Annotated in this window: 26 protein-coding genes and 2 tRNA genes; 9 read left to right on the top strand and 19 right to left on the bottom strand. The window is 71.7% G+C overall.

Annotation, left to right across the window (positions count from 1 at the left end):
• The first annotated feature begins 48 nt into the window (after positions 1–48).
• A tRNA-Ile gene (locus LZF96_RS11275) sits at positions 49–125 on the top strand.
• A gap of 45 nt (positions 126–170) precedes the next feature.
• Here the strand turns inward: LZF96_RS11275 and LZF96_RS11270 are convergent.
• The 14 genes from LZF96_RS11270 to LZF96_RS11205 form a co-directional block, all read right to left on the bottom strand.
• Positions 171–1,355, bottom strand: coding sequence for a site-specific integrase (locus LZF96_RS11270; RefSeq protein WP_233869671.1), 1,185 nt, complete (start codon positions 1,353–1,355; stop codon positions 171–173).
• A complete protein-coding gene (locus LZF96_RS11265; protein ID WP_233869712.1) occupies positions 1,356–1,544 on the bottom strand; it encodes a helix-turn-helix domain-containing protein in 189 nt (62 codons plus the stop codon).
• 170 nt (positions 1,545–1,714) lie between these two features.
• Entirely contained in the window at positions 1,715–2,953 is a 1,239-nt protein-coding gene (locus LZF96_RS11260; RefSeq protein ID WP_233869668.1) for a DUF3631 domain-containing protein, read from the bottom strand.
• Positions 2,950–3,144 (bottom strand): hypothetical protein, encoded by a 195-nt coding sequence (locus LZF96_RS11255; protein ID WP_233869665.1) that lies wholly within the window; start codon positions 3,142–3,144, stop codon positions 2,950–2,952. Before LZF96_RS11255 ends, LZF96_RS11260 begins: the two co-directional genes overlap by 4 nt.
• Before the next feature lie 161 nt (positions 3,145–3,305).
• A complete protein-coding gene (locus LZF96_RS11250) occupies positions 3,306–4,202 on the bottom strand; it encodes a bifunctional DNA primase/polymerase (protein ID WP_233869662.1) in 897 nt (298 codons plus the stop codon).
• Between the two features lie 88 nt (positions 4,203–4,290).
• A complete protein-coding gene (locus LZF96_RS11245; protein ID WP_233869659.1) occupies positions 4,291–4,509 on the bottom strand; it encodes a hypothetical protein in 219 nt (72 codons plus the stop codon).
• Between the two features lie 137 nt (positions 4,510–4,646).
• Positions 4,647–6,860 carry a hypothetical protein gene (locus LZF96_RS11240; protein ID WP_233869656.1) on the bottom strand — a complete coding sequence of 738 codons (2,214 nt, stop codon included), beginning with the start codon at positions 6,858–6,860 and terminating at the stop codon, positions 4,647–4,649.
• Between the two features lie 90 nt (positions 6,861–6,950).
• On the bottom strand, positions 6,951–8,621 hold the full coding sequence (locus LZF96_RS11235) for a hypothetical protein (protein WP_233869654.1): 1,671 nt from the start codon (positions 8,619–8,621) through the stop codon (positions 6,951–6,953).
• Positions 8,618–9,091 carry an RNase adapter RapZ gene (locus LZF96_RS11230; RefSeq protein WP_233869651.1) on the bottom strand — a complete coding sequence of 158 codons (474 nt, stop codon included), beginning with the start codon at positions 9,089–9,091 and terminating at the stop codon, positions 8,618–8,620. Before LZF96_RS11230 ends, LZF96_RS11235 begins: the two co-directional genes overlap by 4 nt.
• Before the next feature lie 90 nt (positions 9,092–9,181).
• A complete protein-coding gene (locus tag LZF96_RS11225; protein ID WP_233869648.1) occupies positions 9,182–9,805 on the bottom strand; it encodes a DNA cytosine methyltransferase in 624 nt (207 codons plus the stop codon).
• On the bottom strand, positions 9,802–10,902 hold the full coding sequence (locus LZF96_RS11220) for a DUF2637 domain-containing protein (protein WP_233869644.1): 1,101 nt from the start codon (positions 10,900–10,902) through the stop codon (positions 9,802–9,804). Before LZF96_RS11220 ends, LZF96_RS11225 begins: the two co-directional genes overlap by 4 nt.
• Positions 10,895–11,449: a hypothetical protein gene (locus tag LZF96_RS11215; protein ID WP_233869641.1), complete on the bottom strand. Its 555-nt coding sequence runs from the start codon at positions 11,447–11,449 to the stop codon at positions 10,895–10,897. Before LZF96_RS11215 ends, LZF96_RS11220 begins: the two co-directional genes overlap by 8 nt.
• Positions 11,446–11,832, bottom strand: a complete 387-nt coding sequence (locus LZF96_RS11210) for a hypothetical protein (protein ID WP_233869639.1) — start codon at positions 11,830–11,832, stop codon at positions 11,446–11,448. Before LZF96_RS11210 ends, LZF96_RS11215 begins: the two co-directional genes overlap by 4 nt.
• Positions 11,829–12,089 carry a hypothetical protein gene (locus tag LZF96_RS11205; RefSeq protein WP_233869636.1) on the bottom strand — a complete coding sequence of 87 codons (261 nt, stop codon included), beginning with the start codon at positions 12,087–12,089 and terminating at the stop codon, positions 11,829–11,831. The genes LZF96_RS11210 and LZF96_RS11205 overlap by 4 nt, the downstream gene beginning before the upstream one ends.
• Positions 12,090–12,785: 696 nt before the next feature.
• Here LZF96_RS11205 and LZF96_RS11200 point away from each other — a divergent pair.
• Positions 12,786–13,547, top strand: coding sequence for a helix-turn-helix domain-containing protein (locus LZF96_RS11200; protein WP_233869633.1), 762 nt, complete (start codon positions 12,786–12,788; stop codon positions 13,545–13,547).
• 1 nt (position 13,548) lies between these two features.
• Complete coding sequence (locus LZF96_RS11195; RefSeq protein WP_233869630.1) at positions 13,549–14,022, top strand: NUDIX domain-containing protein; 474 nt, start codon at positions 13,549–13,551, stop codon at positions 14,020–14,022.
• Here the strand turns inward: LZF96_RS11195 and LZF96_RS11190 are convergent.
• Positions 14,010–14,579 (bottom strand): HD domain-containing protein, encoded by a 570-nt coding sequence (locus LZF96_RS11190; RefSeq protein WP_233869627.1) that lies wholly within the window; start codon positions 14,577–14,579, stop codon positions 14,010–14,012. The genes LZF96_RS11195 and LZF96_RS11190 overlap by 13 nt on opposite strands.
• Positions 14,576–15,031, bottom strand: a complete 456-nt coding sequence (locus tag LZF96_RS11185) for a GntR family transcriptional regulator (protein WP_233869624.1) — start codon at positions 15,029–15,031, stop codon at positions 14,576–14,578. Before LZF96_RS11185 ends, LZF96_RS11190 begins: the two co-directional genes overlap by 4 nt.
• Before the next feature lie 139 nt (positions 15,032–15,170).
• Here LZF96_RS11185 and LZF96_RS11180 point away from each other — a divergent pair, with 139 nt between their 5' ends.
• From LZF96_RS11180 to LZF96_RS11160, 5 genes are all read left to right on the top strand, one after another.
• A complete protein-coding gene (locus LZF96_RS11180; protein ID WP_233869621.1) occupies positions 15,171–16,298 on the top strand; it encodes a DUF4238 domain-containing protein in 1,128 nt (375 codons plus the stop codon).
• A 704-nt stretch (positions 16,299–17,002) separates the two neighbouring features.
• On the top strand, positions 17,003–17,161 hold the full coding sequence (locus LZF96_RS11175; protein ID WP_233869618.1) for a DLW-39 family protein: 159 nt from the start codon (positions 17,003–17,005) through the stop codon (positions 17,159–17,161).
• Between the two features lie 376 nt (positions 17,162–17,537).
• Positions 17,538–19,760 (top strand): VWA domain-containing protein, encoded by a 2,223-nt coding sequence (locus LZF96_RS11170; protein WP_233869615.1) that lies wholly within the window; start codon positions 17,538–17,540, stop codon positions 19,758–19,760.
• Positions 19,760–21,184 carry a hypothetical protein gene (locus LZF96_RS11165; protein ID WP_233869612.1) on the top strand — a complete coding sequence of 475 codons (1,425 nt, stop codon included), beginning with the start codon at positions 19,760–19,762 and terminating at the stop codon, positions 21,182–21,184. The genes LZF96_RS11170 and LZF96_RS11165 overlap by 1 nt, the downstream gene beginning before the upstream one ends.
• Before the next feature lie 411 nt (positions 21,185–21,595).
• A complete protein-coding gene (locus LZF96_RS11160; protein ID WP_233869609.1) occupies positions 21,596–22,792 on the top strand; it encodes a PP2C family protein-serine/threonine phosphatase in 1,197 nt (398 codons plus the stop codon).
• A 138-nt stretch (positions 22,793–22,930) separates the two neighbouring features.
• Here the strand turns inward: LZF96_RS11160 and LZF96_RS11155 are convergent, their stop codons facing one another.
• Positions 22,931–24,313, bottom strand: coding sequence for a serine/threonine-protein kinase (locus LZF96_RS11155; RefSeq protein WP_233869606.1), 1,383 nt, complete (start codon positions 24,311–24,313; stop codon positions 22,931–22,933).
• A 351-nt stretch (positions 24,314–24,664) separates the two neighbouring features.
• Positions 24,665–25,222, bottom strand: coding sequence for a DNA-binding protein (locus tag LZF96_RS11150; protein WP_233869603.1), 558 nt, complete (start codon positions 25,220–25,222; stop codon positions 24,665–24,667).
• Positions 25,223–25,359: 137 nt separating this feature from the next.
• On the opposite strand from LZF96_RS11150, the gene LZF96_RS11145 reads away from it, so the two are divergent.
• Positions 25,360–25,432: transfer RNA gene (locus tag LZF96_RS11145), tRNA-Ala, on the top strand.
• A 158-nt stretch (positions 25,433–25,590) separates the two neighbouring features.
• On the opposite strand, the gene LZF96_RS11140 is transcribed toward LZF96_RS11145, so the two are convergent.
• The gene (locus LZF96_RS11140) at positions 25,591–26,250 is read right to left on the bottom strand and encodes a class E sortase (protein ID WP_233869710.1); all 660 of its coding nucleotides are present in this window, start codon (positions 26,248–26,250) and stop codon (positions 25,591–25,593) included.
• Positions 26,251–26,692: the final 442 nt, after the last annotated feature.

Genomic DNA, 26,692 nt, shown 5'->3' with positions numbered 1-26,692 from the left:
CCGATTTGGGAGCGGCCCGGACCATGCGCTAATCTTTCCGTGCGGCGCGGGGCTATAGCTCAGATGGTTAGAGCGCATCCCTGATAAGGATGAGGCCACAGGTTCAAGTCCTGTTAGCCCCACCAGCGCGAAGAGGCCCGACCGGAACCGGTCGGGCCTCTTTGACGCCCTTAGTTGACGCCAACGGCCTGTTCAGGGGCCGTGCCGGCTCCTCTGAGGAGATCGGCCAGCAGCGCGGCGGCGGCCCGCTGGTCGTCATCCACCACGTGGGTGTAGATGTCCATCGTCATGCTGATCTGGCTGTGCCGGAGAATCGCCTGCGCAGACTTCGGGTGCACCTTCAGGAAGGCCAGCAGGGTGCCGCAGGTATGCCGGGCGAGCCGCACCGTGATCCGGCGCACCGGAGCGTGCCCGACCAGGGTGTCGAACGTCCGGGAGAAGCCGCGCGGCTCGATCGGACCCCCGTGCCGCTCGGTGAAGACCAGATCCTCCCCCGGCTCCTGGTGCCAGTGCGGGCCCGCCACCTCCCGCTCCCTCCTCTGCACGGCCCGTCGCTCCCGCAGGGCCTCGGCCACGAAGGCCGGCAGGGGGAGGGCGGCGTGTGAGGAATCGGTCTTCAGCTTCTTCACGACCAACTTCCCTTTCTCCCGCTGCACCTGCCGGGTCGGGGTGAATTGCTCGTTGTCGAAGTCGATGTCCTGCCACCGAAGCCCGAGCAGCTCGCCGCGCCGCAGGCCGAGGGTCAACAGCACGACGAAGGCCGCGTAGAGACGATGGTGGTGGGCCGTGCCCAGGAAGGTGATCGCCTCCTTGGCGGACCACGGTTTGCGCTCCTGTTTCTCCACGGTGGGCATGTCCACCAGCTCGGCCACGTTCCGGGTGATCAGCTCCTCCCGCCGGGCCCGATTGAGCGCGTTCCGCAGTACCCGCAGCGTCTCGGCCCGAGTGGGGGCCGGAACACCGTCCTGCTTCATCCCGGCCAGCGTCTCCCGCACCTGTGGCACGGTGAGCCGGGCCAACGACTTGGTTCCCAGGTGAGGAATCAGGTAGAGCCGTACCTTCCCCTCGTACTTGGCGTAGGTGTTCCACTCGGCGGAGGGCCGGACGATCTCCTCAAGCCAGTACGTCAACCACTCCTTCACCTTCCACGGACGGGAGGGGGTCGGCACCCCCTTGCGTTCCTGGGTCCGGAGTTCCGCCAACTTGGCGTCCACCTCGTCATAGGTGGCGCCGTAGACATGGGCCCGGACCCGCTGGCCCTCCGTGTTGGTCACGTACGTACGGCCGTGGTAGCGACCGTCTTTGCGTCGGGCGATGGAACCGGCGCCGTTCGGCTTGCGCTTGCTGGACGGCACTTACGCTGTCTCCTCGATCTGGTTGCGGATGTAGCGGGTGAGTTCGTCGGCCGGGATGCGGCGGGCACGGCCGACGGTGAAGCTGGGCAGTTGCTTGGTGCGGATGAGGTCGTAGACCTTGCTGCGGCTGAGTCGGAGGGCGGTCATGACCTCGGGCACGGTGAGGGCTTCGGGCAGGGTGGTGTTCACTGCGCTCTCCTCGGTTGGACTCACGGGGGCGTCGCCCCCTTCCCCGGAATCCGCAACATCCGCCACGCCGCAACATCGCAGGTCAACGGCTTGCGTGTGTGGCGGATAGGCGGGGTGTGGCGGTTCGTATCCGCCACACCCCGTGCGGTTCTTCGGGGAAGGTCGGGCGGTCAGGCGGGCAGGGGAAGTGGCGTGGTGCTGCCGGGGGTGTGGCGGTTCGTATCCGCCACGGACGGTGCTTCCGCCACATCCGTGCCGGGGTTGACCTGCGGTGTGGCGGTTGTTGCGGATGTTGCGCTTCCCGTGGGAGGCGGGGGGCAGTACCGGGTCCAGGCGTCGGCCAGGTCCTCGGCGTAGTAGCCCTTCGGCGTCCCCGAGGCGGTGCGGATGCCCCTCGGCTTGATGGGTTGGTTGGTGGCGGTGACGTACTCGCCCAGCAGCCGGGACAGCGTGCGGGGGGTCATAGGCTTGCCTCCGATATCGCCCCAGGGGGCGTCTTCCATGGCGTTGAGGCATTCGAGGATCACGGCGGTCGGCATCCGGTCGGCGCCGCAGAACACCTGGTCGCGCAGGTCGGTCAGCAGCCGGATGCCGAGGGATGCCTTGTCGTCGCGTCCGGCGGTGGCCACCAGCTCCACGCACGCGGCCCGGGCGCGCTGGGGCCAGGTGCCCCCGGCCGCGTCCGCGACGGCGAGGAGCGGTTCCCAGACGTCGGCGGGGCGGTCGGTGATGCCCTCGGGCATGGTCGGCCACGCCCCCTCGACGGCGGGGCGGACCTGTTCGGCCCACTTCGCGAGGCGGTCGCGCAGCGCGTGGCCCTGCTTCTCGTGCACCCGGGCGCGGAAGGGTTCGACCTTCTCGTTGGGGGCCCGGCGTCGCATGCGGATGATGACCGAGCGGGTCAGGATGGTGTCGGGCAGGGAGCCGAGTCCGGCCATGGCCACCGCGCAGTAGGAGGGGAAGGCGACCACGTTCTGTGTGGAGCCGTCCCCCACGCAGCGGTAGGTGACGCCGGAGCGGCGGTGCCCGGCGTTGAGGAAGCCGCGCAGTTCCTCGTTGTCCCCGGCCTTGGGGCCGAAGACGGTGTCGATCTCGTCGAACAGGATCGTCGGGCGCCCGTCGGTGCCCGAGACCGCCCGGAACAGCGCGGCGGCGCTGGCGTTGACCGCCACCATGGGGTGCGGCACCAGGGTCTCCACGATCTCCAGCGCCCGCGACTTCCCCGACCCCGGTTCGGGGGAGAGGAACGCCAGCCGCGGAGTGGAGTCGAAGCAGTCGAGCATGTGCGCGTGCGCGTCCCACAGCGTCACGGCGACGTAGGCGGCTTCGGTGGGGAAGGCGTTGAAGCGGCGGTGGAAGGCTTCCACCTGGTCCAGCAGGGTCGCGCCGTCGATCGGCTCGTGGCTCATGCCGCCGACCTCCTCTCGTTCGTCGTGGCGGTGGTGCGCAGGGGGCAGAGAGCCCGGTGCGCCCGGTGGGTGTCGATCAGGGCGAGCACCCGAAGGCGGCCGACGGCGCGGGCCCGGTGCCCGCACTCGCACCAGCTGGTGGCGGTGGGGGTGGTGCCGCGTCCGGGGGCGACGATGTGCAGCCACGCCACCGGGAACCGCCCGGTGGGCGGGTGCGGGTCAGGGCTTTCTTCGGGCGCCCTTCGGGCGACGACCTGTCGGCCGCCCCCGGTGGGTGGGGGCGGGGCGGGTTCGGCGACCTTCCCGCCCCTCGCTGGCGGTTGGCCTTCCAAGGGGGAGGATCGGGGGGCGTTCATGCCGCCTCCCGGGGCCGGGCCTTGCGGATGGAGCTGTCCAGGGCGCTGCGGATCGTGGCGCGGCACTCGGCAGCGGTCAGCCCCCGCCCCTCTCCCGCCCCTTGGAAGGCCTCCTCGACCACGTGCCGGGGGATGTCGCCCCACGCGACGAAGCGCCCCACCTTGAAGGCGCAGCGGTTGAGCGTGGTGTTGCGCTGCTTGTCCGGCGAGGCGGCCACGGCGGCGCACTCGGCTCGGAGTGCGGCCAGGGCCGCGCGGCTGCCGTCGACCGCAGGAAGCCCCAGCGGCCCCCCGGGACGCGTGGGGGCGGGTTTCAAGACGGTGTGCAGCCATTCGGGCAGAGGGGCCGCCCCACGGTCGCCCACGGCTTCGTAGGCTCCGGTGTCGGTGGTGCTGCCCGCCGCGACCACGTAGCCACCCCATGCGCGGGAGTCGACCAGCTCGCCGATGGTCCCGGCGGTGTTGCCCAACCGGGCCCCCTCGGGGGCGGTGAAGTACAGGTGCTCCCCACCACTGGCGGTCCGCACCCGGTAGGTATCGGGGACGGGCTGTGCGGCGCGCTCGCAGAGCGCCCGAAAGGTCGTCACGCCGCAAGGCGTGTCCGATCCGTTCTTCGGCCGGTCCAGGTCGATGACGACCAGCCCGGCCGGGCCGGTGGCGATGCCGACGTTGAACGGGCGGCTCGACCACGCGGCACGGATACGGGCCGGGTCGGTGGTGGCGCGCTGCTCCCACTTCAGGTGTCCGGCCGCGCAGGGGCCGGTTGCGGGGCAGCGGTCCTCCCGGTGCAGGGCCGGGCGCTTGGTGCCCGGCCGCAGCGGGAAGACCGGCCAGCCGCGTTCGGCCGCCTCCAGGGCGGCGCGCAGCAGCGCGGAACGGGGGTCATGGGTCATGCTGGAGGAACCTCCTGATTATTGGTTGGGAAGGTGTGAGGGCGGCCCCGGTCATTGGCGTGAGGGGGCCGCTCTCGTCTTGGTGCGGTCAGTGGGTGTCGGGCAGCAGCTCGGTGACGGTGCCGCCCATGGCCGCGAGGCGTCGTTCGATGGCGGCCCAGGAGTCGGGGTCGATCGACATGAGGGCGGCGACGGCGGCGGCGGTGTCCCCCGCCCGGTGGGCGGTCAGGGCGTCGCGGAGTTCTCCGGCGGCCATGAGGGTGATGCGTTCGGAAGCGGGCACGTAGGGCTCCCTCGGGGGTGTCATCGGCCTGTCACCCTGTCTGTCACTGTCACCTGTCTGTCACCTGTAATCCGCAGTTCACAGGCGGGATGACAGCCCTTTGGGGGCCCTGTGGGCCGCTTTGCGGGGTGGGTGACAGGTGACAGACAGGCGGTTGGGTGTCAGTGGTCGGTGGGCGGGGTGGGGGCGTGGGTGTGGTGGACGTAGCGGGCCTTGGAGCCCTCCCCGACGCGCACGATCTCCCCCTCCTCGGCCCATTCCTTGAGCCAGCGTTGGATGACCGGGCGGCGGGTGCCGTGATCGGGGGCGAGCGCGCGTTCCATGGCCGAGGCGCCGGTGCCCTCGGGCCCGGCGTCGATGATCAGCCGCAGGGCGGCGGTGCGGGCGTCGGGCTCCGGCGGGGCGTCGGGCTGCCGCTTGTAGGAGAGGTTCAGCCCGGGGCCGGGCGCGGCCGGTGCGGGCCGGGTGGGTTCGTTGGTGGTGCCGAATTCCCGGTCGATCTCTTCCATCAGCCGGGCCGCCATGGCGTCGGCGTCCAACTGCCCGGCCGGGGGGTCGGTCTGCCGTTTGTAGGACAGGTTCAGCCCCGGCACCCCGCCCTGTCCGGTTTCCGGTCGGGCGGTGGGCGGGGCCGGTGCGGTGGCCGGGCGGTCGGGGCCGCTGCTGTTCCACAGCCATCCGGCGCGGGCCTTGGACCAGCGTTCGGTGTAGGCGGTTCCGGCGGCTTCGGCGGAGATCTCGTCGAGTTCGGGTCGGGTGTGGTTGGTGGCGAGGATGACGTCGCGGACCATGCCGGGGCCGGTCTTCCAGCCCTTGAAGGGGGTGGGGGCGAAGCCCTCGGCGCCGCCGTCGCCGATGACCCCGGCGCCCTTTTGGGAGAGCTGGGCGGTGTCGATGCGGGTGCGGGGGAAGAGCTTGCCGAGGTTGTTGCCGACCGTCTCACCGGAGGTCAGGGCGACGCCGATGGGGGAGAACTTGCGGACCTGGGTGTCGCCGATCGCGGAGACGTTTCCGTCGACTGCGGTCAGCACGCACCGTGCTCCCATGGCGCGGGTGGTGCGCATGACCTGCCGCAGCTTGTCCCCGACCGCCTTGCGGGCGGGGTCCTTGTGGGAGGCGGTCAGGGCCTCGGCACCCTCGTCGACCACGATCATGATCTGCGGGATGTGCGCACCGATCGGGAGCAGGGTGGTGTTCTCCTCGGCCATCAGCCGTTGGTAGCCCTGTTGGCGGGCGGCGTTGATGGCCAGGGCCGCGTCCAGCATCAACGCCGCCTCGGCCGGGGTGGACGCCAGCCAGTCGATGCCGGGCCGGGTGCCCTCGGGGGCGGCGGGCAGGCCGGGCAGCGGCTCGGTGAGTCCGTTGGCCTCGAGCCAGGGCCGCATCCAGGGGATACCGGCCGCCCCGGCCTTGAGGTCGATGACCCACACCAGCACATCGACGCAGCGGGCGAATCCGGCGATCACGGCGTCGATGAAGGTGGACTTCCCCGAGCCGGGCGGGCCGAGGATCAACGCGCACGCCTCGCGCAGGAAGACCCGGATCTCCTCGCCGGTGGGCCGCACCCCCCAGGGGATGCCGGTGAGGATCGACAGCGGGGTGTAGGGGGTGGGGTAGGTGATGGTCTCGGCCATGACGTTGCGGGTCGCCACATCCAGCACGACGCGGCCCTGCACGTCGCCCTCCTCGGCCTGCACGGTGCAGCCCAGCGGAAGGCGGGCGTCGGTGGCAAGGGCCCGGCAGCGCTGGGCGATCTGCTCCCACATCGCCCCGCCGCCGGGCAGCTCGGCGGCGATGGAGTACCCGGCGCCGGTGGGCCAGTGCTCCACGGCGAACACCGTCACCCGGATCCGGCACACCCGCCAGATGCGGTCCTCCCACTCCCGGGCCACCGCCAGGCGCTCGCGGTTCAGGGCCGCGGATTCCTTCGCGGCCTGCTGGGAGATCCGCAGTTCCTCGGCGGCCTCCTCCCGCGCGGCGGCTCCGGATGCGGCGGTGGCGATCCCGACCCCGAGTGCGGTCAGGGATCCGGCCGCCGCCCAGGACAGCGGGCCGGTGGTCATCGCCCAGGTGGTCCAGCCCCCGGCCAGCAGCCAGGACGCGGCCCGGGTGGCGATGGTGCGCCCGGTCAGGCGACGGAAGACGCTGTGCCCCACCCCGTGCCCCAGCGCCCCGGCCGCGCCGATGACCAGCGGCAGCGCGGGCGGGGCGCCGACGGCCGCGCCCAGCAGGGCGGCGGCCCCGGCGCCGGTGGTCGCGGAGATCGCCCCGCTGACCGGCCCGTGGTGGGCCGCCCAGTCCACCGGCACCCCGGCACGTTCCTTGTTCTTCTTGCGCTTGGGCAGGTTCTTCAGATTCAGTTGATGCTCGGACACGAACTTCTCCTCGACCAATGGGGGGATGCGCCGACGGGCGGGTCACGGCGCCTGCCGTGACCCGCCCGTCGAGGCGTCGCGGGATGGGGGTTACTGGTTGTTGGTGGTGTCCCACTTGTGTTCGGCGTTGTTGCGGGGGTCCTCGTGGCGGCGGATGTCCTGTTCGTGGACGTTGCGGAAGGTGGTGGGCACGTCCGCCGCCGCGTTCACCGCGAGCATCAGGTGGGTGTAGACCTCCGAGAGGGCCTCCCCGACCTCCTTCTCAAGGGGGAACTCCGAATCGGAGCGTTCGGCGAGGATCTGGAAGACGTTCGCCACCGACTGGAGCGCCTCGGGCATGGCCTCCACGGTGGAGAGGACCTGCATCATGCCGTCGGGGTCATAGCCCTGGGCGGCGGACTCCATCTCCGAGGCCGCCTCCCCGAACAGGAAGCCCGGACCGCTGTTCTCGGTGCTCTCGGTGTTTTCCGACACGCTGTTCACTCCCTGACGGTGGTGGTGGGGTGCGCGCGGCACCCGCTCGGTGATCTCCCGCTCGGCGGCGGTGTCCATGGCCCGCGCCTCATCCAGCGCGGCGCCGATCCGCCCCTGATGGGCGGCCCGGGCACCTCCGGCGAGCACCCGGTACAGGCGCCGCCCCGGATACATCAGCCACGGCCACCCCAGACGGCGGCCCAACGGCGTGGTGAGCAACCCCAACGCCCCGACCGGGAGGGACAGGGCGGCGGCGGCCAGGGTCCGGGCCCGGTAACGCAGCCACGAACTGGCCAGGCGGCGCCGCATCCGCCGCCGCGCGGCGGCGGTGCGCAACAACCGGCGGGCCTTCTCAACCCGCATCCGGTGCCCGGCATCCCGGCGCCGCCGGGATGCCATCAGCGCCCCGTGCCGGGCCCGCCGCACCCGACCCCGCAACCCACCCCCACCCGACCGCGAACCGGCCCCCGGCAGGCGGGAGGCGAGGTGCCCGCGTCGGGACGCCCGGCGCGCATCGGCCACCGCCCGACGCTCGGCGACCTGCCGCCGACGCCGCTCGGCCCGCGTCCGTCCGGCATCGGCGGCCCGCCGCTCCCGCCGGAGATCACGCACCGCCCCCACCGGGCCACCGGAGCGGCCACCGGCAGCCGCGGGCCGGGACCCGGCCCCGGCCGACCGGGAGGTCCCCGACCGACCCGACGCACCCGACCCGCCACCGGATCCGGGCTTGGGCTTGGTCAGGCCGACCGAGCCGGAACCGGTGCGGGCACCGGGCAACCGACCCGCACCACCCCGACCACCCGAGCCCGAACCCGAACCCGAACCCGAACCGGGACGAGGGTTCGAGCCGCCGGAACGGGCCCCGGTGCGGAGGTTGGCAGCCCCCAACCGCAACCCCGGGACGGAGCCGGAACGACCCGCACCCGACCGCGAACCGTGGGAGCCATACCTCGGATCCCGGCGCCCCTTGCCCGCCCGACCGGCCCGGCGGGCGAGTACGGCGCTTCCGGCCGCGACCACCGTCATGCCCACGGCGGACGCGGCCATGGCCACCGGCCCCAACGTCATCGCCCCCGCCGACAGGCCGCCGATCAGGGTGTTCGCGGTGTTGACCGCCACCGGCACGGCCGGAAGGCCGCCGGGGGTGTGCCGCACTTCGGGCTTCGGTGAAGCGGCCGGGGTGGTCGGCGTGGTGGTCTCGGGGGTGGTCGGGGTCGGTCCGGCCCCGGGCGGGGTGGTGTCGGGTGGCGTCGGTGGGGCCTCGGCGGTGGTGGTGGGTTGTGTCATGACCGGTCCTCCTTCGGGGTGGGGTGGTGGAGGTGGCGGTGTTCGACCAGGCAGCCGATGCCGTGGGCGCGCAGGTGGGCGGCGATCTCCTCGGCCAGGGCGACCGAGCGGTGGTGTCCGTGGTCGTCGACCACGTGCACATCGACCCGCATCAAGTCGTGTCCGGCCCACGCCGGGAGGGCGGCCAACAGCAGCCGGGCCTTCTCGGCGGTGTGCCGCACCAGGCGCCGGGCACCGGGGGTGTTCATCACCTCGCGCCGGATGGTGGCGTCGCGGCCGGTGGTCCCGGGGCCCTGCCGGTCCACCGGGCCGGGGAGAGCGGGGAGGGTACGGGCGTCGGCCAGCAGCGCGGAGCCGGTGGGCGCGTCGTGGTGCTCGTTGCCGTAGGAGGTGATGATCGAGCGCAAGTGCCCGTCGTGGTAGAGGCCGCCCAGGTCATCGGGAATGTGGTCGTCGTGGTGGTGGTGCACGTCGTATCTCCCGGAGTCGAAGAAGGTCGGGGAAGGGGCGGTGCCCGGCCGCCGGGTAGGGGCGGCCGGGCACCGGAGTGGGGCGGGGATTCAGATGACCGGCTCGGCCGCGTGGTCGATCGCGCGGTGGCCGATCCATTGGGTGTAGGCCGGTGGGATGGCCTGGCGGCCCTCGGTGTTGGTCATCCAGGTGCAGCCCATGGCGTCGGCGTAGGCCCGCTCACCCTTGTGGGCGAAGGGCAAGAGCCCGGGCCGGTGCCAGCAGGGCGGGAGGAGTTCCCCGCCCCCGCCCCAGGAGGTCTCGAACGCCCGGTGGCGGCGGATGTTCAGGCCGAACATCGAGCCGCACAACAGGTAGTCCGGGCGGACCGGGGCCTCGGGCACGTTCTCCATCACCCACGGCCGCCCGCACCGCTCCAACAGCTCCCGACCGGGGGTCAGCAGGTCCGGGTGGGAGTCGCGGGAGCCGCGCCAGGCGGTGACCCGGGCGTACCGGGTGCACGGCCAGGAGGCGTGCACCAGGTCGTAGCGCTCGATCCCGCCGCCGGTGATCAGGTCGGCCAGGTGGTCGATCGCGTCCGCGAGAACGAAGCGGTAGGGATAGTTCGGTTGGGGGCGGATGTCCACGCCGGTGACCTCGTACCCGGCCCGGGCGTATCCCCGCCCCGCGCCCCCCGCGCCGCAGCACAGGTCCAGCACACGACGCCGGATCATGCGGGCACCGCCTGGCGCAGTTCGCCGTAGCGGGCGGTGACCCATCCGACCGACCAGCCGCACAGGTCGGCGGCCTGACGGATCGAGAGTCCGGCTTGGTGGGCGTCGGCCACGGTCTGCCGGGCCTCCTCCTCGGGCTGCTTGACGGTGGCGGGCCCTGCGGCCAGCAGCTCGGCACGGCGCCGCTCGGCCGCCTCGATGCGCTCGCGATCCCGGCGGGCGGTCTCGGCCCGCTCGGCCTCCGCACGACGCTGCCGCTGCTCGGCCTCGGCCTCTTCCAGACGACGCCGTTCGGCCTCGGCAGCCCTCCGGCGTTCGGCCTCGTGGCGTTCGCGTTCGGCGCGTTCGGCCTCCGCCCGGCGGGCGGCCTCCCGCTCGGCCCGCTCGCGCTGTTCACGCTCGACCCGCTGGCGTTCGCGTTCGGCGCTCTCCTGTTCACGGATCCGCTGCTCGTGTTCAAGCCGCAGCCGCTCGCGTTCACGCTCCGCCTGCGCCTGTTCACGGGCCAGCGCGGCGGCGTGCTCCCGCTCCTCACGGGCCAACCGCGCGGCGTGCTCGCGCTCCTCCCGCTCCCGCCGCTCCTCCCGTTCCCGGGCGGCTTCGCGTTCGGCGCGCTCACGCTGTTCACGCTCCACCCGAGCCCGTTCACGGGCCGCCTTCTGCGCCATCTCCTCGGCACGTTTCGCGGCGACGGCGGCGGCCAGGGCGCGGCGATAGGCCAACCCGGCCTCGGAGGCGACGATCAGCAGCAACGGCGCCACCGAGTGCACCGCCACCCCCACCCAATCCGACTTCAAAGCGGAGGCGCCGGTGTTCAGGGCCAGGGTCATCAGGCCGGTCATCCAGCGCAGCAGCACCGGCCAACCCCCCGCACGTCCCCCCACCCGCGCCAGCGCGGCGTCCAGGCGCACGACGATGACCACGGCGGCGTCGACCACGATGGGCAGCAGCGGAGCGGTCCACTTCCACCCCTCCGGGGTCACCCGGGCGACCAGCGGGGTGACGGTGAGCACCGAGAACACCACCGCCCCGAACACGATCAGCCAGGTACCGACCGACAACACCCGCTCGGCCTCCCGCAACGTGCGCTCATCCATCCCGACCACCCCCCACCGGCCCGCCGTGAACACCGGCCGGAACGCCGTGAACACCGGTCGGGGTGTCGTGAGCACTGGGGGCGGGGCGCTGAACGCTGACCCGCCGCAGACACCAGATGGTCTCCTTCGGGGCTTCGGCCAACGGCTTCCATCCCGTCCAGCCGCCCGGATCGGCGGGGGCCACGGGGTCGCTCTCAGCCGTTCGGCGGGCGTCCTCCTCACGGGCGTGAACACTGTGCAGCCGCCCGCGGTGCAGCAACACGACCACCACCACCGGGCCCCGCAACACCGCCTCCAGCTCCCCGCGCCACCCGGCCGCCTCGGTTCGGACGTCCTCCAGCGCGGCCCGGGCCAGCTCGGCGTCCCAACGCGCGGTGGCGGCGCGTCGCTCGGCCGCCTCGGCCCGCTCCGAGGCGGCGGCCAGGTCGGCCACGGCCCGGTCCGTGAGCTGGTCGGCCCGGGTCTCGGCCTTCTGGGCCCGTGCCCGGGCTCCGGTCAGTCGGCCCTCGGTCTCCCGCAGGCGGCGGGCGGTCACGATCCGAATCACCGCTCCTCCTCGTCCCGGTAGCCGATGCGGGCCAGGTCGTTGTGCGCGTCCGACAGGGCACGGGCCAGCAGGTTGGCCATGGTGGTGGCCTGTTCGGTAGCGGCGTGGAGGTTGTGGACATCGGTGTCCAGGCGGGCCGGGTCCCCGGAGTCGTGCCGCAACCGCCCGGTGGCGTGCAGCGCCTCCAGCAACTCGCCCGCCTGACCGAGGGCTTGGGGCAGGCGCTCGGCCAGGGCGGCCAGGGCGCCGATCACGGAGTAGACGTCCCCCGGCATCTCCCACTCCGCCTCGGCGTCGGGGCGGAAGGTCAGGTGGTTGAGCGTGCGGATGGCCTCGGCGGCGGCCCGGGCGGCCCCGGCCGCCGTGGTGCTCGGCTGGTTCATCGCACACCCCCGACCGGGGCGAGGACGGCGACCAGGGGGCCGGGGCGATGACCGATGGCCTCGGTGATGACCGCGACCACGGCCGGGGCCAGGTCCGGGTCATCGGCCAGGATGTCCAACCCCGCATCAAGCCGGGCCGCCCGCTCGCTCGCGCTCTCCCCCTCCACGCCCAACCACAGGGCCGGGTCGGTGCCAAGCGAGAGTTCGAGGTAGTCGTGGTGGTCGCGCACCTCGTGCCGACCGATGAAGCTCTTCACAGCAGGTCTCTCCTGTCGGAACACACCACACGGCGCCCCACCCCCGGATCGGGGTGGGGCGCCACGGGTGGGCTGGATGGTCGGACGGTCAGCGACGGTTGCCCTTGAGCTGGGCGTCGCGGCGGGACTGGGCGTTGCGCTCGGCGACCTTGCGCCGCAACTCCTCGCGCTCCTTGTCGGTCAGCGCGGTGACGGCGATACGATCCACGGCAGGATCACTCCCTAGTCAGGTAGGTGTGGGTGGTCCAGGCCCCGGCCGGTGTTCGCGCACCTTCCGGGGCCGTCTGGTTTCACGGAGCTGACAGCTCCCCTCACCGCCGGTACCGGACTGGCGGATCGGGCAGGCATCAGAGCCCGCAGAAATCCTTCAAGCGACCGGCATCACCACAGGTGAGAGGCCGATCTACCGCCTTTTGTCAGGGAGGCGGCGACCCACGACTGTTCAGTTCTCAAGCACCAAGCGCTGCCTTCGGACCCGTCTCCGAGTCCTCCGGACGCCAAAGCAATGCATGTATTACATGTCTCGCTTAGAGGGTTGTCAAGTCTGCGCCGGGTCCTGCTGTTCCCGGCCGGGTTGGTTCCTGGTGTGCCCTCAGCATCACCGCAGCTCAAGGGAGTTCGGGACCACGGCCATGGACATCTCGGGAATGTCTTCGTAGCCTCAAGACGCCCCTAGACGTCCCTGTGGGAGTGGAGATGCCCAACGAAAAGTTGAGGTCCGCGATCCTGGCGAGAGGACTCTCGGTGCGTGACCTCGCCGACCGGCTCGGAGTGGACCCGAAGACCGTCGAACGCTGGATCACCAAGGGCATCACGCCCTACCGGCGACACCAGTACGCGACCGCCTCGGCCTTGGGTGTGGATGCGGCACTCCTGTGGCCGGAGGACGAGCGGACCGTAACCAGCGCCGCAGACCTGAGCAGAGCCGAGATCGTCACCGTCTACCCACACCGCCACGTCGTCCCCGGCGGTCTGTGGCGGGAGATGTACCAGCGCGCGGAGAAGCGGTTGGACGTCCTCGCCTACGCCGGTGGCTTTCTATCGGAGGACCCGCTGTTCTTCTCCGTGCTGGAGCACAAGGCGAGCACTGCCGAGATACGGATGCTCCTGGGGGATCCCGAGTGCCAGGCCGTCTCCCAGCGGGGCATCGACGAGGGACACATGGCCATGGGCCACAAGGTGCGCAACGCCCTGGTCAATTACCGGCCGCTGATGAGGCGAGCACCGGACATCGGCTTCCGACTCCACAGCACCACGCTCTACAACAGCATCTTCCGTGCCGATGACGAGATGCTGGTCAACACCCACGTCTACGGCCTCGGCGCCTACCTCGCCCCCGTGCTACACCTGCGCCGACTGCCCGGCGCGGGCCTCTTCGACACGTACGCTCAGAGCATCGACCGCACCTGGGAAGGTGCCCGACCCGTGACCGACGACGACTTCCCGAAGGCTGGCTGACATGGGACGCATCGACTACCTGCACGACCCCGATGCCCCACCGGCCAACTCCGTGGTCCCCTCCGTCGTCGCCTTCGTCCAGGACGACGAAGGCCGGGTGCTGGTCATCCGGCGCTCCGACAACGGCCGGTGGGCCCTGCCCGGTGGTGGCCACGACGCGGGCGAGTTCATCGCCGACACGGTGCTCCGGGAGGCGAAGGAAGAGACGGGTATAGACATTGAGGTCATCGGCCTGTCCGGCATCTACACCGACCCCGGCCACGTCATGGCCTACGACGACGGCGAGGTTCGCCAACAGTTCAGCATGTGCTTCCGCGCCCGGCCGATCGGCGGGGCGATCAGGACCAGCTCGGAGACGACAGAGGTCCGCTGGGTCTCCCCAGCGGACCTCAAGGAACTCGACATCCACCCGACCATGCGCCTGCGCATCGAGCACGCGATGGACCGCACCCGCACCGAGCCCTACATCGGCTGAACAGCAAGCTTGCTCTCCGCCACCCGCGTCATGGTGCGGGCCGTCGCCTTCAGGATCTCCGGCTCCGCCCGGCGGATGAACCGGCCGATCAGGCTGTCATCGCCGTACCGCCCCGCGATCTCGTTGATCCGATCGACCGGGTTCGTCGGTGTGCCATCCGGCGTGGTGCACATGTCGCAGTAACACAGCGCGTCGTTGAGCAGCGCGTCTTCACGGGGGAACTCGGTCTCCAGCTCGGTGCGCAGACCCCGGGCGTCCGCTTCCATGTGGGCGCACGAGTGGTGGGCGACCAGTCGGATCACGCGCTCATCGGCTTCCGGCAGGCTCCGGAGGTACCGGGCACCGTCCAGCGGGTGGAAACCGGTGGCCACGAGATCGGGCGAGTAGCCGATGTCGTGGAGGACGGCGGCGGCCTCCAGCAGCTCGGCGTCATCGCCCAGCATGGGCGCGAGGCTGCGGGCCCGCTCGGCGACCCCGAGGGAGTGGGCCCACCGGCGTGGAAGCGGCTCTGCGAGAAGGGATTCGGCGAGCGGGTAGGCCCATGCGGTAAGGCTCACTGAGGCTTCCTCCTGTCTGTGGGTAGTGCCATCACTACCCGCGGCTTGCCCGGGTCCTGCTTCAGTAGCCCGGCGCCTTCGAGCTGAGCGAGGGCGCTTCGGACAGCGGTCCGAGACTTCCCGAATCGCTGGCACAGGTTGCTCTCGCTGGGGAACCGGCTGCCCACGTCCAAGGCGTCGTGTGCGAAGACGTCCAACATCCGCTCGTCAAGCGGCCGACTGTCTTGTCCGGCTCGCACGACGTGCCAGCCATCCCCTTGAACCGAGATGACCAGCCCTTCTGCCTTCAGCTTGGCCAGAGCCCGGTTGATCAGCGTGCGGGAGACCCCTCCGTACTCGGTCATCAATGCCGAGACCGGTGGCAACTTGACCATGGTGGTGTCGTCCTGGATGCGGTCCCGGAGCTTGCCAGCAACCTCCAGATACCTACCCCGTGGAGCGGCCTGTGGCATCCTCTCTCCTTTCTCGGAATGCATCTTCCAGCTTCACATGCCCCTGCCACCTCCGGGCTCAGTGATCTCAAGGGTGGCAACCAGAGCAATGATCGTTCTCCGGGAGGCTAAAATGTTCTGTGCACATTTGGGAGGAAGAGTGGCTAAGCGGGTGCGTCGACAGCACACGGTATCAAAGTTCTACTTGAAGGGCTTTGCCAGTGATGCGGAACGTATTTGCCGAGTTTCGCTACCCGGACACCCGTCAATTGTTCAGTCAATCGGTGACGCAACGGTCGTTAAGGATTTTTATTCCATTACGTTGCCGGATGGCTCAAAGTCGGACCATTTCGAGAAGCTTTTCGGTGAGGTCGAAGGTGTGGCTGCCGAGGCACTTCGGAAGGTTCTTTCTGGTGAATTGATCGAAGGAGAGCATAGAGAGGCATTTGCTACCTGGGTTGCCTTGCAGCATCTTCGCAGCGAAGACATTAGAAGCAGCCAGGGAAGCCTTAGTGCCGGTTTTATTAGAATAGTGGTCGGTGCCTCCGGTAAAGAAGCTTTGCGTTCCTTGATTCAGGAATCAGAATCAAGGGTCGTTTCTGATGAGGAGTTGGACTGGGAGTGGCGGGATATAACTAAGCCAGGCGGGCCCGATCTAGCTCCGAATGTTAATCAGCACATGGTCATGGTGGGGAATCTCCTGCCTGATACCGCTGCTTACCTGTGTGACTCACATTGGACGATTTACCGATTTAATAGACGCTCTCTCGTTACATCGGATCATCCTGTCTCCCTGGTTGTCTCTTCAGATTATCCAAAATGGCAAGGGGTGGGAATTCTCACGGCGGGAGTCTTTCTCGTTCCCCTCAGCCGTCGGGTTGCTTTGGCCATTCAGCCACGTCGTCACCTTGCGTCGAAGTTTGGTGATGCGTCTCGGGCTCCGGACTTTGAAGTGTCGGGAACTACCCAGATGGAAAAAGTAATCAATCAAGAGACCGTTAAGAATTCTCGAAGGTATATATACCACCATCCCGATGATTCTCCTCTGGGGGGTCTTTGGGTTCCCCAGAGGGAAGATCGGGCCAGAATGTCGTTCTCTGATGGTGGCGAATTGATTCGAGAGGAAGGGCTGTTTAGTGGAATGACCGAAGAGCAGCTTCGGGCGTGGTCTGGTGTCACTTCTCGCGAAGATGGTGAAAGGGGGATGAGTATCAATGACCTTCCTTGGCCGATTCCGGGTCGTCGAGGGCGGCGGTGGGATGAGAAAAGTGAAATAATTTCTAATTGAGAGGGTGGAACGTGGGGGCAGAATTGTGCAGAGCATGACGCAGTGGAGTTGAGGGAGTACCGGGGCCAACGGCAGGTTGAAGGCTCGGGAAGAAACTCCGGACCCCGAGGGGGTAAATGCTCGAGTGCCATGACTGCGGGCTGGTAACACTTCGAGAGAGTGGGAAGCGTGGAGCTTCAAGACGGTGACGCCCATTGACGCCCATAGGTGACGCCAACAGCAGCGGACGGGGGTGGACGGTGGTGGACGGTGGTGGTGGTCCCCTGTCCTCTATATACAGGGCTCCTGCGAGGTGGGGACCGCTGGAGCGGGGCATACCCGCCTGGGGGGTGACCTGATAAGGATGAGGCCACAGGTTCAAGTCCTGTTAGCCCCACCAGCGCGAAGAGGCCCGACCGGTTCCGGTCGGGCCTCTTCGACGCCATCGGTTGACGCCGGCGTCCTGTTCGGGGCTCCGTCGACGGTGACGGTCGTCCTCCGCGGTCGTCACCCGGGGTGACGCCGTCGCGTGCCGCCGGGCCCGACCGGCCGCCCGGGTTCGAGCCGGCTCGCCGGTGTGGGCCGGGGTCTCGTTCCCAACCTCCCCCGGAGGTCCGGGAAACGGGTGTCGCGGCGCGGCGAGCGGGGCCCGTCGGACAGGACACGATTGGGTATCATCGGCGCCGGATGCTCCACATGATGTCGAAGAAGGACGAGGTAGCACGGTGAAGAAGCTCCTCCTGGTCGCACTGGTCGCCGCGGGCGGCATCCTGGTGTACCGCCAGATCCAGCAGGGCAAGGCCGAGCAGGATCTGTGGACCGACGCCACCGACCCGGTTCCGGGCGACGCCGTTCCCGCCGGTGTCGGCACCACCGACAACTGAGCGCCTCCGGAGCCTCCCGTGAGCCGATCCGGCCGCGGGTCGGACCGGTGACGGGCCCCCATCGCCACCCGGCGGTGCGGGGCCCGCGGCGCGTCCGGGGCCGGATCGGCTCACGGGCGGACGGTACCCGGGGTCGGGCGTGTGCGGGGGTGATGGCGTCGGTGTGAACTCCCCGCCGCCGTCCGGCCGGTGGAGGCCCGCCGCCCCTTCGTGATCATGTCGGGGTGGTTGTGGCGAGACCGTGACACACCTCGGCTTGTTGTGTGCGCGTGCAAACTCGTACGGTGCTCATCGGGGTTCGCGCCGGGGTGGACCCCGCCGGAGCCCGGCGCGGCCCGGCCGGTGAGCGGGGCGAGCCACGAGGGGGAGAGCACGCATGGGCGCGATACCGGGGGCATCGACCGGCGACGACGGCCGGGACCGTCGGCACGCGGGGGGCTCCGCGGGGGCCGACGCCGCCCGCGGCGCCGGTGGCCCGGGCGGAGGGACCCGCTCCGCGCCCGTGCCGCGTCGGGGGGTGTTCCGGGCGGGGCGGCGCCCCGTCCCCGCCCTCGCGGCCCTGACCGTTCTGACGGGGACCCTCCTCGCCGCGGCCCTGCCTGCGGCGCTCCCGCCGGGATCACCGGCCGGGACGACGGCCCACGCCGCCCCCGCGGACTTTCCCGGCGGCCTGATTCTCGTGCTGGACGCCTCCGGTTCGATGGCCGAGGACGACGGCACCGGCACCACCCGCATGGACGACGCCCGGGAGGCCCTGGGCACCGCCGTGGACGCCCTCCCCGAGGGCTATCCCACGGGTCTGCGGCTGTACGGCTCCGAGAGCAGCGACTGCACCGACACCCGGCTCGCGCAGCCGGTCGGGCCGGTGGATCCCGGGGCCATCCGGGAGGCCCTGGGCTCGGTCGGCCCCACCGGCAACACCCCCACCTCCCTGGCCCTGGAGCGGGCCGTGGAGGACCTGCCGGAGGTGCCGCACGGGGCCATCGCCCGCCGCACCGTCCTGCTGATCTCCGACGGCGAGTCCAACTGCGACGAGGAGCCGCCCTGCGAGGTCGCCGAGCGCCTGGCGGGCGACGGGGTGGACCTGCGGATCGACACCGTCGGCTTCCGGATCGGCGAGGAGGGCCGCGCCGAACTGGAGTGCGTCGCCGAGGCGGGTCACGGCACCTACTACGACGCCCCCGACGGCGAGGCGCTGGGCCGCGAGCTGGAGCGGGCCGCCCGGCTCTCCGCCGACGGCTACCGCTTCGAGGGCGAGGAGGTGGAGGGCGGCCCGGACGCCGGCGCCGCGCCCGCGCTGGAGCCCGGCCGGTACCTGGACCGGATCGGCCCCGGCGAGACCCGCTGGTACGGGGTGGACCTGGACGAGGTGTCCACCGCCGATCTCGCGGTCACCGCCGTGCCCCACCCCGGGGTGGCCGTGAACCGCCGCGACGGCCTGCGCCTGACCCTCTCCGACTCCTCCGACAAACTGCGCCGCTGCGTCCGGGAGGACGTGCGGTTCGGGGACGACGAGGGCGCCATGATCCTGACCGGGGCGGTGGCCCGGGTCCCGAGTCCCGGCGGGACCTCGACCTGTGACGCGGCCGGCCGGTACCTGCTGTCGGTGGAGCGGGAGAGCGAGGAGGACTCCGACGGCGCCCACTGGCCGATCGAGTTGCGGGTGGCGGTGGAGGAACCGCTGCCGGACGGGGTGCGTCCCGCCGCCTCGGCCACCTCCTACGGAGCGGCCGGCCCGGACGCCCCGCTGCCCACCGACGAGCCCGTGGACATCGAGGGCGGCACCGGCTTCAACGACGCGGTGGAACTCGCCCCGGGCGTGCACCGCGACCGTCTGCTCCCCGCCCAGACCCGTTTCTACCGGGTGCCGGTGGGTTGGGGCCAACAGCTGCGGTACCGGGTGGAGTTCGGCAACGAGCCGACGCTGGAGGGCAGCCCCGGGTCCTCGTGGGTGCGAACGGTGGCGTACGCGCCGCACCGCGCGCCCATCGGGCGCGGCGACTTCCGCACCGAACGTCCCTACCGGGGCGAGGAGTCGGCGGTGGACATGGGCACGGTGCCGGTGACCTGGACCAACCGGTACGAGAGTTCGGCCGCGGTGGCTCCGGTGCGGGCGCCCGGCGACCACTACATCGCCGTCTCGCTCGGGCCCGGCGCGACGGAGATCGCGCGCAACGCTGCGATCGGTGTCGTGCTGCGGGTGGACGTGGTGGGCGAGGAGCTGACCGGCCCCGGCCACGACGCGACACCGGTGGCCGCCGGTGACGGGGACGAGGCGGGGGCCGGTGACGGCGATGCCGACGGGGAACGAAACGGTGACGGCGGCGACGATTCCGGCACCGCCGGGGACGCCGGTGCCGCCGACGGGGCAGGATGGGGCGCCCCGCTGCTGGCGGCGCTCGCCGGTGCGGGAGCCGTGCTGGTGATCGCCGGCATCGCCTTCGCGGTGGCCCGGGCCCGCGCGCCGCGCCCCGCCCCGGCACGACCGGCCACCGGGGCGGTGGCCGGTCCGGCGGCCGGTCGGGGCGTGGCCGGGATCCCGCCGGGGGCCCCCGGCGGCACGCACGACGGTACGAACGACACGAGGGGTGACCGGTGATGGGGGCGGTACGACACGGACTGACGCCGGCGGGCGCGGTACCCACCGATGACGCGGTGCCCACCCGGGGTGCGGCACCCGCCACCGGCGCGCCCGCCGGACGGGTGCGCCGGGGCCTGCGCGCGGCGGCGGTGGCGGCGTGTACGGCGGCCCTGCTGCCGGTGTCGGCCGGCGCCGCGTACGCGGAGGACGACGGGGACGGAGCCGGTACCGCCGGCCCGACACGCTACGCGACGGCGGCGGAGGCCGAGCCGGTGGAGGGCACGGCGAGCACCGCCGACGCGCCCCGGATCGAGGCCGACTCCTTCTACACGGACTCCATCGAGCCGAACGAGACGCTGTACTACAGCGTCGTCCTGGACGATGTCTCCGGCTGGTTCCTCTCGGCCGTCGCCGCGCCGGCCCCCGGTACCCGGGTCGCCTCCTCGGACGGCATCCGCACCGAGCTGCGATCCACCGGTGGGGAAAGCTGCAACAACGACAGCCGCACCTTCGCCGCCGACGACGCGGCCCGTCCGATCGCGGCCTGGAGCACCCGGGTGGTGGACCCCGACCGGTCCTGCCAGGCGGCCGGCACGTACCTGCTGGAGGTGTCCCGCACCAGCGAGGCCACCTCCGACCCGGCCCCGTGGCCGCTGGAACTACGGGTCATGCGCGAACCGGAGGTGCTCGGCGGCGACACCGCCGCCCCGCACCCGGGCACCTGGCTCGACGAGATGCCGCCGGCGCCCACCGGGACCGCCGAGCGGGTCACGGGCGGCACCGGCTTCAACGACGCCCGCTCCATCGGCGAGGGGGTGTGGCGGGACGACATCGCCCCCGGGCAGACACTCTTCTACCGGGTGCCGGTGGACTGGCACCAGCAGCCGGCGGTCACCGTGGAACTGGCCAACGCGCCCACCGGGGACGGCTTCACCTCCGTCTACCGGGCCCTGATCGCCGAGGTCTACAACCCGGCGCGGGCGCGGATCGTCGGCGTGGACAGCTCCTACAGCGGTGAGCAGACCCTGGTGGAGGGCTTCGCTCCGGCCCCGGTCGCCTACGACCACCGTTTCGAGGGGGACAGCGAGGTCACCCGCGCCCGCTTCGCCGGTTGGCACTACCTGGTGATCCACCTGCACCGGGAGGTCGAGCAGGTCACCGACATCGAATCCATCGGTCTGACCATCCGGTTGTCGGTGACGGGTGAGCCGCCGGTCGAGCCGCCGCTGTACGACGGGGACCCCTTCGCGGCCGGGTTCGGCGTGACCGAGGAGGACCGTCGGCAGGCCGAGGAGGGCCTGAGCGAAGCGGACATCGCCGCCGACCGGCGGGACACCCGGCAGCTGTTCGGCTTCGCCGGGATCGGCGCCGGGGTGGCACTGCTGGCGGTGCTCGGTGGCTGGACCCTGCTCGGGCGGCGATCCGCCGCGAGGAGCGGCTGACGGTCGTTTGTTCCCCGACCACCGACGGCGGCGGGGTCGCTCCCGGCCGGGGGCGGCCCCGCCGCCGTTCGTCGTCGGCGGTCGCCCGACGCGGGGGAGCAGGGAGCGGCCCCGGACGGCGAGCGGTGATCCCGGTGTGCGGAAGAGGTGACTCCGCACGTCGGACGATGGGGGCATTCCACCGCTTCGTGAAGTGGTCGGGAGTAGGCTCCACCCGGCAGGCGCGTCGGAACCGTCTCCCGCGAGGCGCCTCCCCCGAGGGCTCCCGCGGAACCTCCCCCACCGGTCACGCGGGCGAGTGGCCGGGTGCGCCGGTCCCTCGGACAAGGTGAAAGAAGTGTGAAATCGGACGAGGGTGGTGTTCGCGGTCGAGTCGGGGCAGGCGAACGAGGACGTTGGGAGGCGACAACGATGGATAACCGGATCGGCCTGGCCGAGGTGCTCGCGGCGGCGGAGAACGCGACGCCCTCGGCGTCCCTCGCCGTGGTGGCGCGCAATCTACGCGATCGGTTCGGCGCGCGGGCGGTGTCGTTCCTGTTCGTCGACTTCGCCGGTGTGCGGATGGCCCGGGTCGACGAGGGGATCGCCTCGTGGCCCGGCCGCCCCCTCGAGTCGATCCCGCTGGCAGGCAGCGTCTACGAGGACGTGTTGCGCACCCAGGAACCGGTGCGGATCGCCAACGGCGGGGACGAACAGCGGATGATCGCCCCGGTGACCAACCGCGGTGACACCATCGGGGTCCTGGAGCTGACCCTGCCGCACGTCACCGAGGACATGGTGGACGAGATCCGCGAGGCCGCCCACGCGCTGGCGTACATCGTCGCCACCGATCGACGCTTCACCGACATCTACCACTGGAACCGGCGTACCACCACGGTCAGCCTGTCCGCCGAGATCCAGAGCCAACTCCTGCCCACCGCACCCTCCTTCGAGGCCGTCGAGTTCACCCTCGCCGCGACCCTGGTGCCCGCCGACTCCATCGCGGGGGACACCTACGACTACGCCCTCGGCCACGACACCCTGCACCTGTCCATCACCGACGCCATGGGGCACGACGTCGACGCCTCCCTGATGGCCACCCTCCTGGTCAACGCCTCCCGCGGCGCCCGTCGCGCCGGAGCCGACCTGGCCGAGCAAGCCCGCCGGGCCCACGAGGCCCTCCTCGACCGGGAACACCACACCCTCGCCACCGGTCAGTTCCTGCGCGTCGCCCTGGACGGGACCGGCGCGCAGATCGTCAACGCCGGCCACTGCCGGCCCCTGTGCCTGCGCGACGGCACGGTGAGCGAGGTGTCCCTGGCCGCCAACCTGCCCTTCGGGGTCCCCTCGCCCATCCCGCACCGGGTGCAGGAACTCGACCTGCGCCCCGGTGACCGCCTCGTGCTGTACACCGACGGAATGCAGGAACGTCAGGCGGAGATCATCGACCTGTCCCGCCTGATCCACGAGACCGCCGACGAACACCCCCGGGAGGTCGTGCGGACGATGGCCGAAGCGGTCCTCGAAGCCTGTGACGGACACCTGGAGGACGACGCCACCGTCGTGTGCCTGGACTGGCACGGCCCCCGGGCCGGGGGTCGCCGGGCCCGGGCCGGGTCCAACAGGTAGGCGTCGCCGCCTCCTCCGCGTCCCGGTCGTCCGTCCGGGGCGCGGTGCCCGACCCTCCCCGTCCGGCGCCCGGTCCGGCGCCGGGAGGTGGCCGGACGGGGGGAGATCGATCGGGCGGTCCGGTGCGGGCGGTGGGGATCAGGCGGTGACGACGGCCCAGGTGCCGGCGCCGATCAACACCAGGGCCAGCACCAGCAGGGTCACCGTGATCACCGGTGAGGGGCCCGGTCCCCGGCGCGAGCCGGGCGCCGACGCACCGGCCGACACGGGGGACGGCGCCGGGGAGGCCGTGGCCATCAGCGGGGTCGGCGGGGTGTGCGGACCCGCCGCGCCGTACCCGGCGGGTGTGCCGGGCGGGGAGAGCGTGGTCGGCTGCTCGTGCACCGGCGGGCCGGCCGGCGGCGGGGGTACCGGCGGCGGTGCCTGCGGGTACCCGTACGCCCCGGCGGGGGAGTAGGGGGAGAGGGGCGACGCGCCGGCGGGGGAGTAGGGCGGGGTCGGTGGGCCGGCCGGCGGCGGGGGCGTGCCACCGGACGGAGTGGCCGGGCCGGCCGGCGGGAGCGCGGCCACCGGCGGCGCCAGGTGGTAGCCGGTGGTCTCCGGGACCGCCCCGCCGGCCCCCGCGACGCCGGGGTCCGCGCGTTCCGGGCCGTTCGGTCCGTACCCGGCCGGCAGCGGCCCGATCTGGTCGAAGACCTCCACGGCCTCCCGCTCCTCGGCCTCCGGCAGCAGTTCGGCGGCCGAGGCCAGCGCCTTCCGCGCCCCGTTGGCGGTACGGAAGCGGACCTGCGGATCGGGCTGGAGCAGCGTGCCGAGGACCTGCCAGAGCGCCTCGGGAACACCGGCGGGGGCGTCCGGCATCCCGCCGGCGTCCTCGTACTCCCCGTACAGGCCGATCGAGTCGGGCTTCTTTCCCGTCAACAGATAGAGGCCGACCAGGCCGACGGCGTACAGGTCGGCGGTGAAGTCGGGTTCGGCTCCGCGCATCTGCTCGGGCGCGAAGTAGCCCGGCGTGCCCGGGATCAGGTTGGCCTCGGTGAGGCGGGGCTCGCCCTTGCGCATCGATATACCGAAGTCCGACAGGCGCAGCCGGGGGCGGCCGAGCCCGGTGGGCTCGAGCAGGATGTTGGCCGGCTTGATGTCGCGGTGCACCACGCCCTCGTCGTGCACCGCCTGTAGCCCGGCGAGGAGTTGGTCCAGCAGGGTGCAGACGAAGCGCGGCGGCAGGGCGCCGTAGTCACCGATCAGGTGGGAGAGCGAGCCACCGGAGACCAGATCCATGGTGAACAGGACCTTGTCGTCGTCGGCGGCCCAACTGGCGGGTGCCAGGACGTGCGGGTGGTCGATGCGCAGGGCCTGCTCGCGGACGAACCGCAGCAGGGCGTGTGCGTCCGACTGTTGGAGCACCTTGGCGGCCACGTACCGGCGGCGTCGGTGGTCCCAGGCACGCCAGACGGCGCCCGCCCCACCGCGCCCGATCGGGTCGATCAGCTCGTACCGTCCCGCGAAGATCTCGCCCATCGCGCCTTCGTCCGCTCGCTTCCCGTTCGCCGTCCGCGCCGGTGTGTCCCGGTGCGCACCGATACCGCCGGTGCCTCCCGGTACCCGCGGGTTCCGGTCCCCTCGACCGATGGACCCGGTTCGGCTCCCCGTGCGGGGTTCCGCACGAAACCGTTCCAGCATAGGCAGCCGGGGTGGTTTCCGGCCGGCCTCCGACTGTTGCGGTTCCGCTGCCGTTCGGCGGCGGCCCGGTGGTGGGAGCCCTTCCGTCCACGGGGACGCGACGGTGGTGTCTCCCGGTTCCCCGTCGGGGCGCGGTGGCCGGGGCGCGGTGGCCGTGCGCGGGGGTCGGCGGACGGGACGGGGGTGGGCTCAGCCCTGGTGCCGCTCGTAGTGCTCGATGGCCTCCCGGGTCCGGGCGCTGCCGTAGACCCGCAGGAACTCGGCCAGGTCCGGGTGGGAGTCGGCGAGCATCCGGGAGGCGCTCTGGATCTCGCCGGCGTCGGAGACCGAACGCAGCAGCGCCTGGATCTCCCGGACCACTCGCTTGCTCGGGTTGGCCGGCACACCGGTGCCGGTGGTCCGCGTGGTGGTGGAGGTGCCCAGGACGTTCCCGCCGGCGTCGCGTCGGATCTCCTCCATCGCGGTGGTCGCCTCGGCCGCGCTGATCCGGCCCGCCCGCACCTCGGCCGCCAGATCCTGCAACGCGCGCACGCGCTGCACGACGGCGGGGTTGCCGATCTTGGCGCGCTGACCACTCATCAGCTGGGACAGCATCGGGGCGGACAGGCCGAGCACCACGGCCAGCCGGGCCTGGTTGAGACCGAGGTCGGCGATCAGACGCCGGAACAGCGTGCCCAGCGGCTCGCCGTACCAGGTGGTCTGTTGCTCGCGGGCCTTCTCCGCGGCCTCCTGCTGGGCTGTCTCCATCGCGTCTCCCCTGTCGTCCCCGGTTCCGCCCTGTGCCTTCACCCGAGCGAAGGTGCGCGTCATCCTACGGAGGCGGGGCGCGCGGGGCGATACCCGGTCGGAAACCGGGGCCCGCATTCGGTACCCTGGTCCGGTGAGGGGCGTTAGCTCAGTTGGTAGAGCGCTGTCTTTGCATGGCAGATGTCAGGAGTTCGACTCTCCTACGCTCCACCGACCCGGTGCCCCGGGTCAGGTGATCGATCGGCCCCCGGAGGGTTTCCCTCCGGGGGCCGTGGTCGTTCCCGGGTCCGCCGCCGCCCCGCCCCCGACGCGTCCGCGAATCGACGGGCCCGGGGCGGGGTCGCACACCGATTGACGACCCCTCGGGGTCAGGACTCCGTCAACTCCGGGGGCGGGGTGCGCTCCGCCGACATGGGTTCCACCCGCTCCAACTCGCCCCACACGATGTACCGGTACGTGGAGGTGAAGATCGGGGTGCAGGTGGTCAGGGTGATGTAGCGGCCGGGCTCGGTGGCCCCGGACCCCTCGGGGATCGGGTCCAGTACCCCGATGTCGTAGCGGGAGGTCTCCGGCAGGATCGAGAAGACCCGGTAGACATACCAGCTGTCCCTGGTCTCGAAGACGACCGGGTCGCCCTCGCGCACCTTGTGGATGTCGTGGAACTTCGCGCCGTGACCGTCCCGGTGGGCGGCCAGCGAGAAATTGCCCTCCTCGTCCCAGGGCATCGCCGACTCCACCGGCTGGTCGTAGTAGCCGGCGATCCCGCCGTTGAGGGTGGGCAGGTCGATGCCCTCCTTCACGAGGATCTCGTCGCCGGTCATGGTGGGGACGTGGAGGAAGCCGATGCCGTCCTCGGGCCGGTAGACGCGCGGCTCCTCCGGGTCCCCGTTCTCCTCGGTGTCCCCACCGGCCTGCCAGCTCTCGCGGATCGCGTCACCGGCCCTGTTGGCCTCCTGGTTGGCGACCACGTTGGTCCACCACAGGGAGTAGACGACGAAGAGGCCGAGGAGGACGCCGGCTGTGATCATCAGCTCGCCGAAGACGCCGACGGCGAGGGCCACCGGGCCGGGACGGCGGGGGGCGGGGGAGGGGCCGCCGACCGCGTCGGTCGGGCCGCCGGGGTTACCCGGTCGGCCCGGGCCGTCGCCGGAGCGGGGGGCGTCGGTCGTCTTGTCGAGGGCCGGGGCGGCCCTCCCGTCGCGGTCCCTCCCGGCCGGGCCGGTCGTTCCGGTCGCCCCGGGGGTGCCGCCCGGGGCGGACGCGTCACCGACGTCGGCCGCGTAGGGGCCGGGGACCCGGACGGTCCCGTCCGTTCCGGCGCCCTCCGCGTCGGTCGTCCCCGTCCCGTCGGGGGACACGGTCGCCCCGGGGGTGCTCCCCGGGGCGGTGTCGGCACCGGGTTCGGTCCCCGGCGCCCCGCTCGTGTGGACCGGCCCCGCCGGTTCCCGGGGGGTGGTCATCGGCCGCTTG

Source organism: Streptomyces sp. ST2-7A (assembly GCF_021390475.1).
Taxonomy (GTDB): domain Bacteria; phylum Actinomycetota; class Actinomycetes; order Streptomycetales; family Streptomycetaceae; genus Streptomyces.
The sequence above is the reverse complement of the archived record's forward strand: the minus strand, read 5'-3'. Positions and strand labels throughout refer to the sequence as shown.

What these genes read in the sequence shown, in the direction of transcription:
- LZF96_RS11260 (WP_233869668.1), bottom strand. Translation starts at nt 2,953, where the DNA reads ATGAGCCACGAGCCGATCGACGGCGCGACCCTGCTGGACCAGGTGGAA.
- LZF96_RS11250 (WP_233869662.1), bottom strand. Translation starts at nt 4,202, where the DNA reads ATGACCCATGACCCCCGTTCCGCGCTGCTGCGCGCCGCCCTGGAGGCG.
- LZF96_RS11245 (WP_233869659.1), bottom strand. Translation starts at nt 4,509, where the DNA reads ATGACACCCCCGAGGGAGCCCTACGTGCCCGCTTCCGAACGCATCACC.
- LZF96_RS11235 (WP_233869654.1), bottom strand. Translation starts at nt 8,621, where the DNA reads ATGACACAACCCACCACCACCGCCGAGGCCCCACCGACGCCACCCGAC.
- LZF96_RS11225 (WP_233869648.1), bottom strand. Translation starts at nt 9,805, where the DNA reads ATGATCCGGCGTCGTGTGCTGGACCTGTGCTGCGGCGCGGGGGGCGCG.
- LZF96_RS11220 (WP_233869644.1), bottom strand. Translation starts at nt 10,902, where the DNA reads ATGGATGAGCGCACGTTGCGGGAGGCCGAGCGGGTGTTGTCGGTCGGT.
- LZF96_RS11210 (WP_233869639.1), bottom strand. Translation starts at nt 11,832, where the DNA reads ATGAACCAGCCGAGCACCACGGCGGCCGGGGCCGCCCGGGCCGCCGCC.
- LZF96_RS11200 (WP_233869633.1), top strand. Translation starts at nt 12,786, where the DNA reads ATGCCCAACGAAAAGTTGAGGTCCGCGATCCTGGCGAGAGGACTCTCG.
- LZF96_RS11195 (WP_233869630.1), top strand. Translation starts at nt 13,549, where the DNA reads ATGGGACGCATCGACTACCTGCACGACCCCGATGCCCCACCGGCCAAC.
- LZF96_RS11185 (WP_233869624.1), bottom strand. Translation starts at nt 15,031, where the DNA reads ATGCCACAGGCCGCTCCACGGGGTAGGTATCTGGAGGTTGCTGGCAAG.
- LZF96_RS11170 (WP_233869615.1), top strand. Translation starts at nt 17,538, where the DNA reads ATGGGCGCGATACCGGGGGCATCGACCGGCGACGACGGCCGGGACCGT.
- LZF96_RS11165 (WP_233869612.1), top strand. Translation starts at nt 19,760, where the DNA reads ATGGGGGCGGTACGACACGGACTGACGCCGGCGGGCGCGGTACCCACC.
- LZF96_RS11160 (WP_233869609.1), top strand. Translation starts at nt 21,596, where the DNA reads ATGGATAACCGGATCGGCCTGGCCGAGGTGCTCGCGGCGGCGGAGAAC.
- LZF96_RS11155 (WP_233869606.1), bottom strand. Translation starts at nt 24,313, where the DNA reads ATGGGCGAGATCTTCGCGGGACGGTACGAGCTGATCGACCCGATCGGG.
- LZF96_RS11150 (WP_233869603.1), bottom strand. Translation starts at nt 25,222, where the DNA reads ATGGAGACAGCCCAGCAGGAGGCCGCGGAGAAGGCCCGCGAGCAACAG.
- LZF96_RS11140 (WP_233869710.1), bottom strand. Translation starts at nt 26,250, where the DNA reads ATGATCACAGCCGGCGTCCTCCTCGGCCTCTTCGTCGTCTACTCCCTG.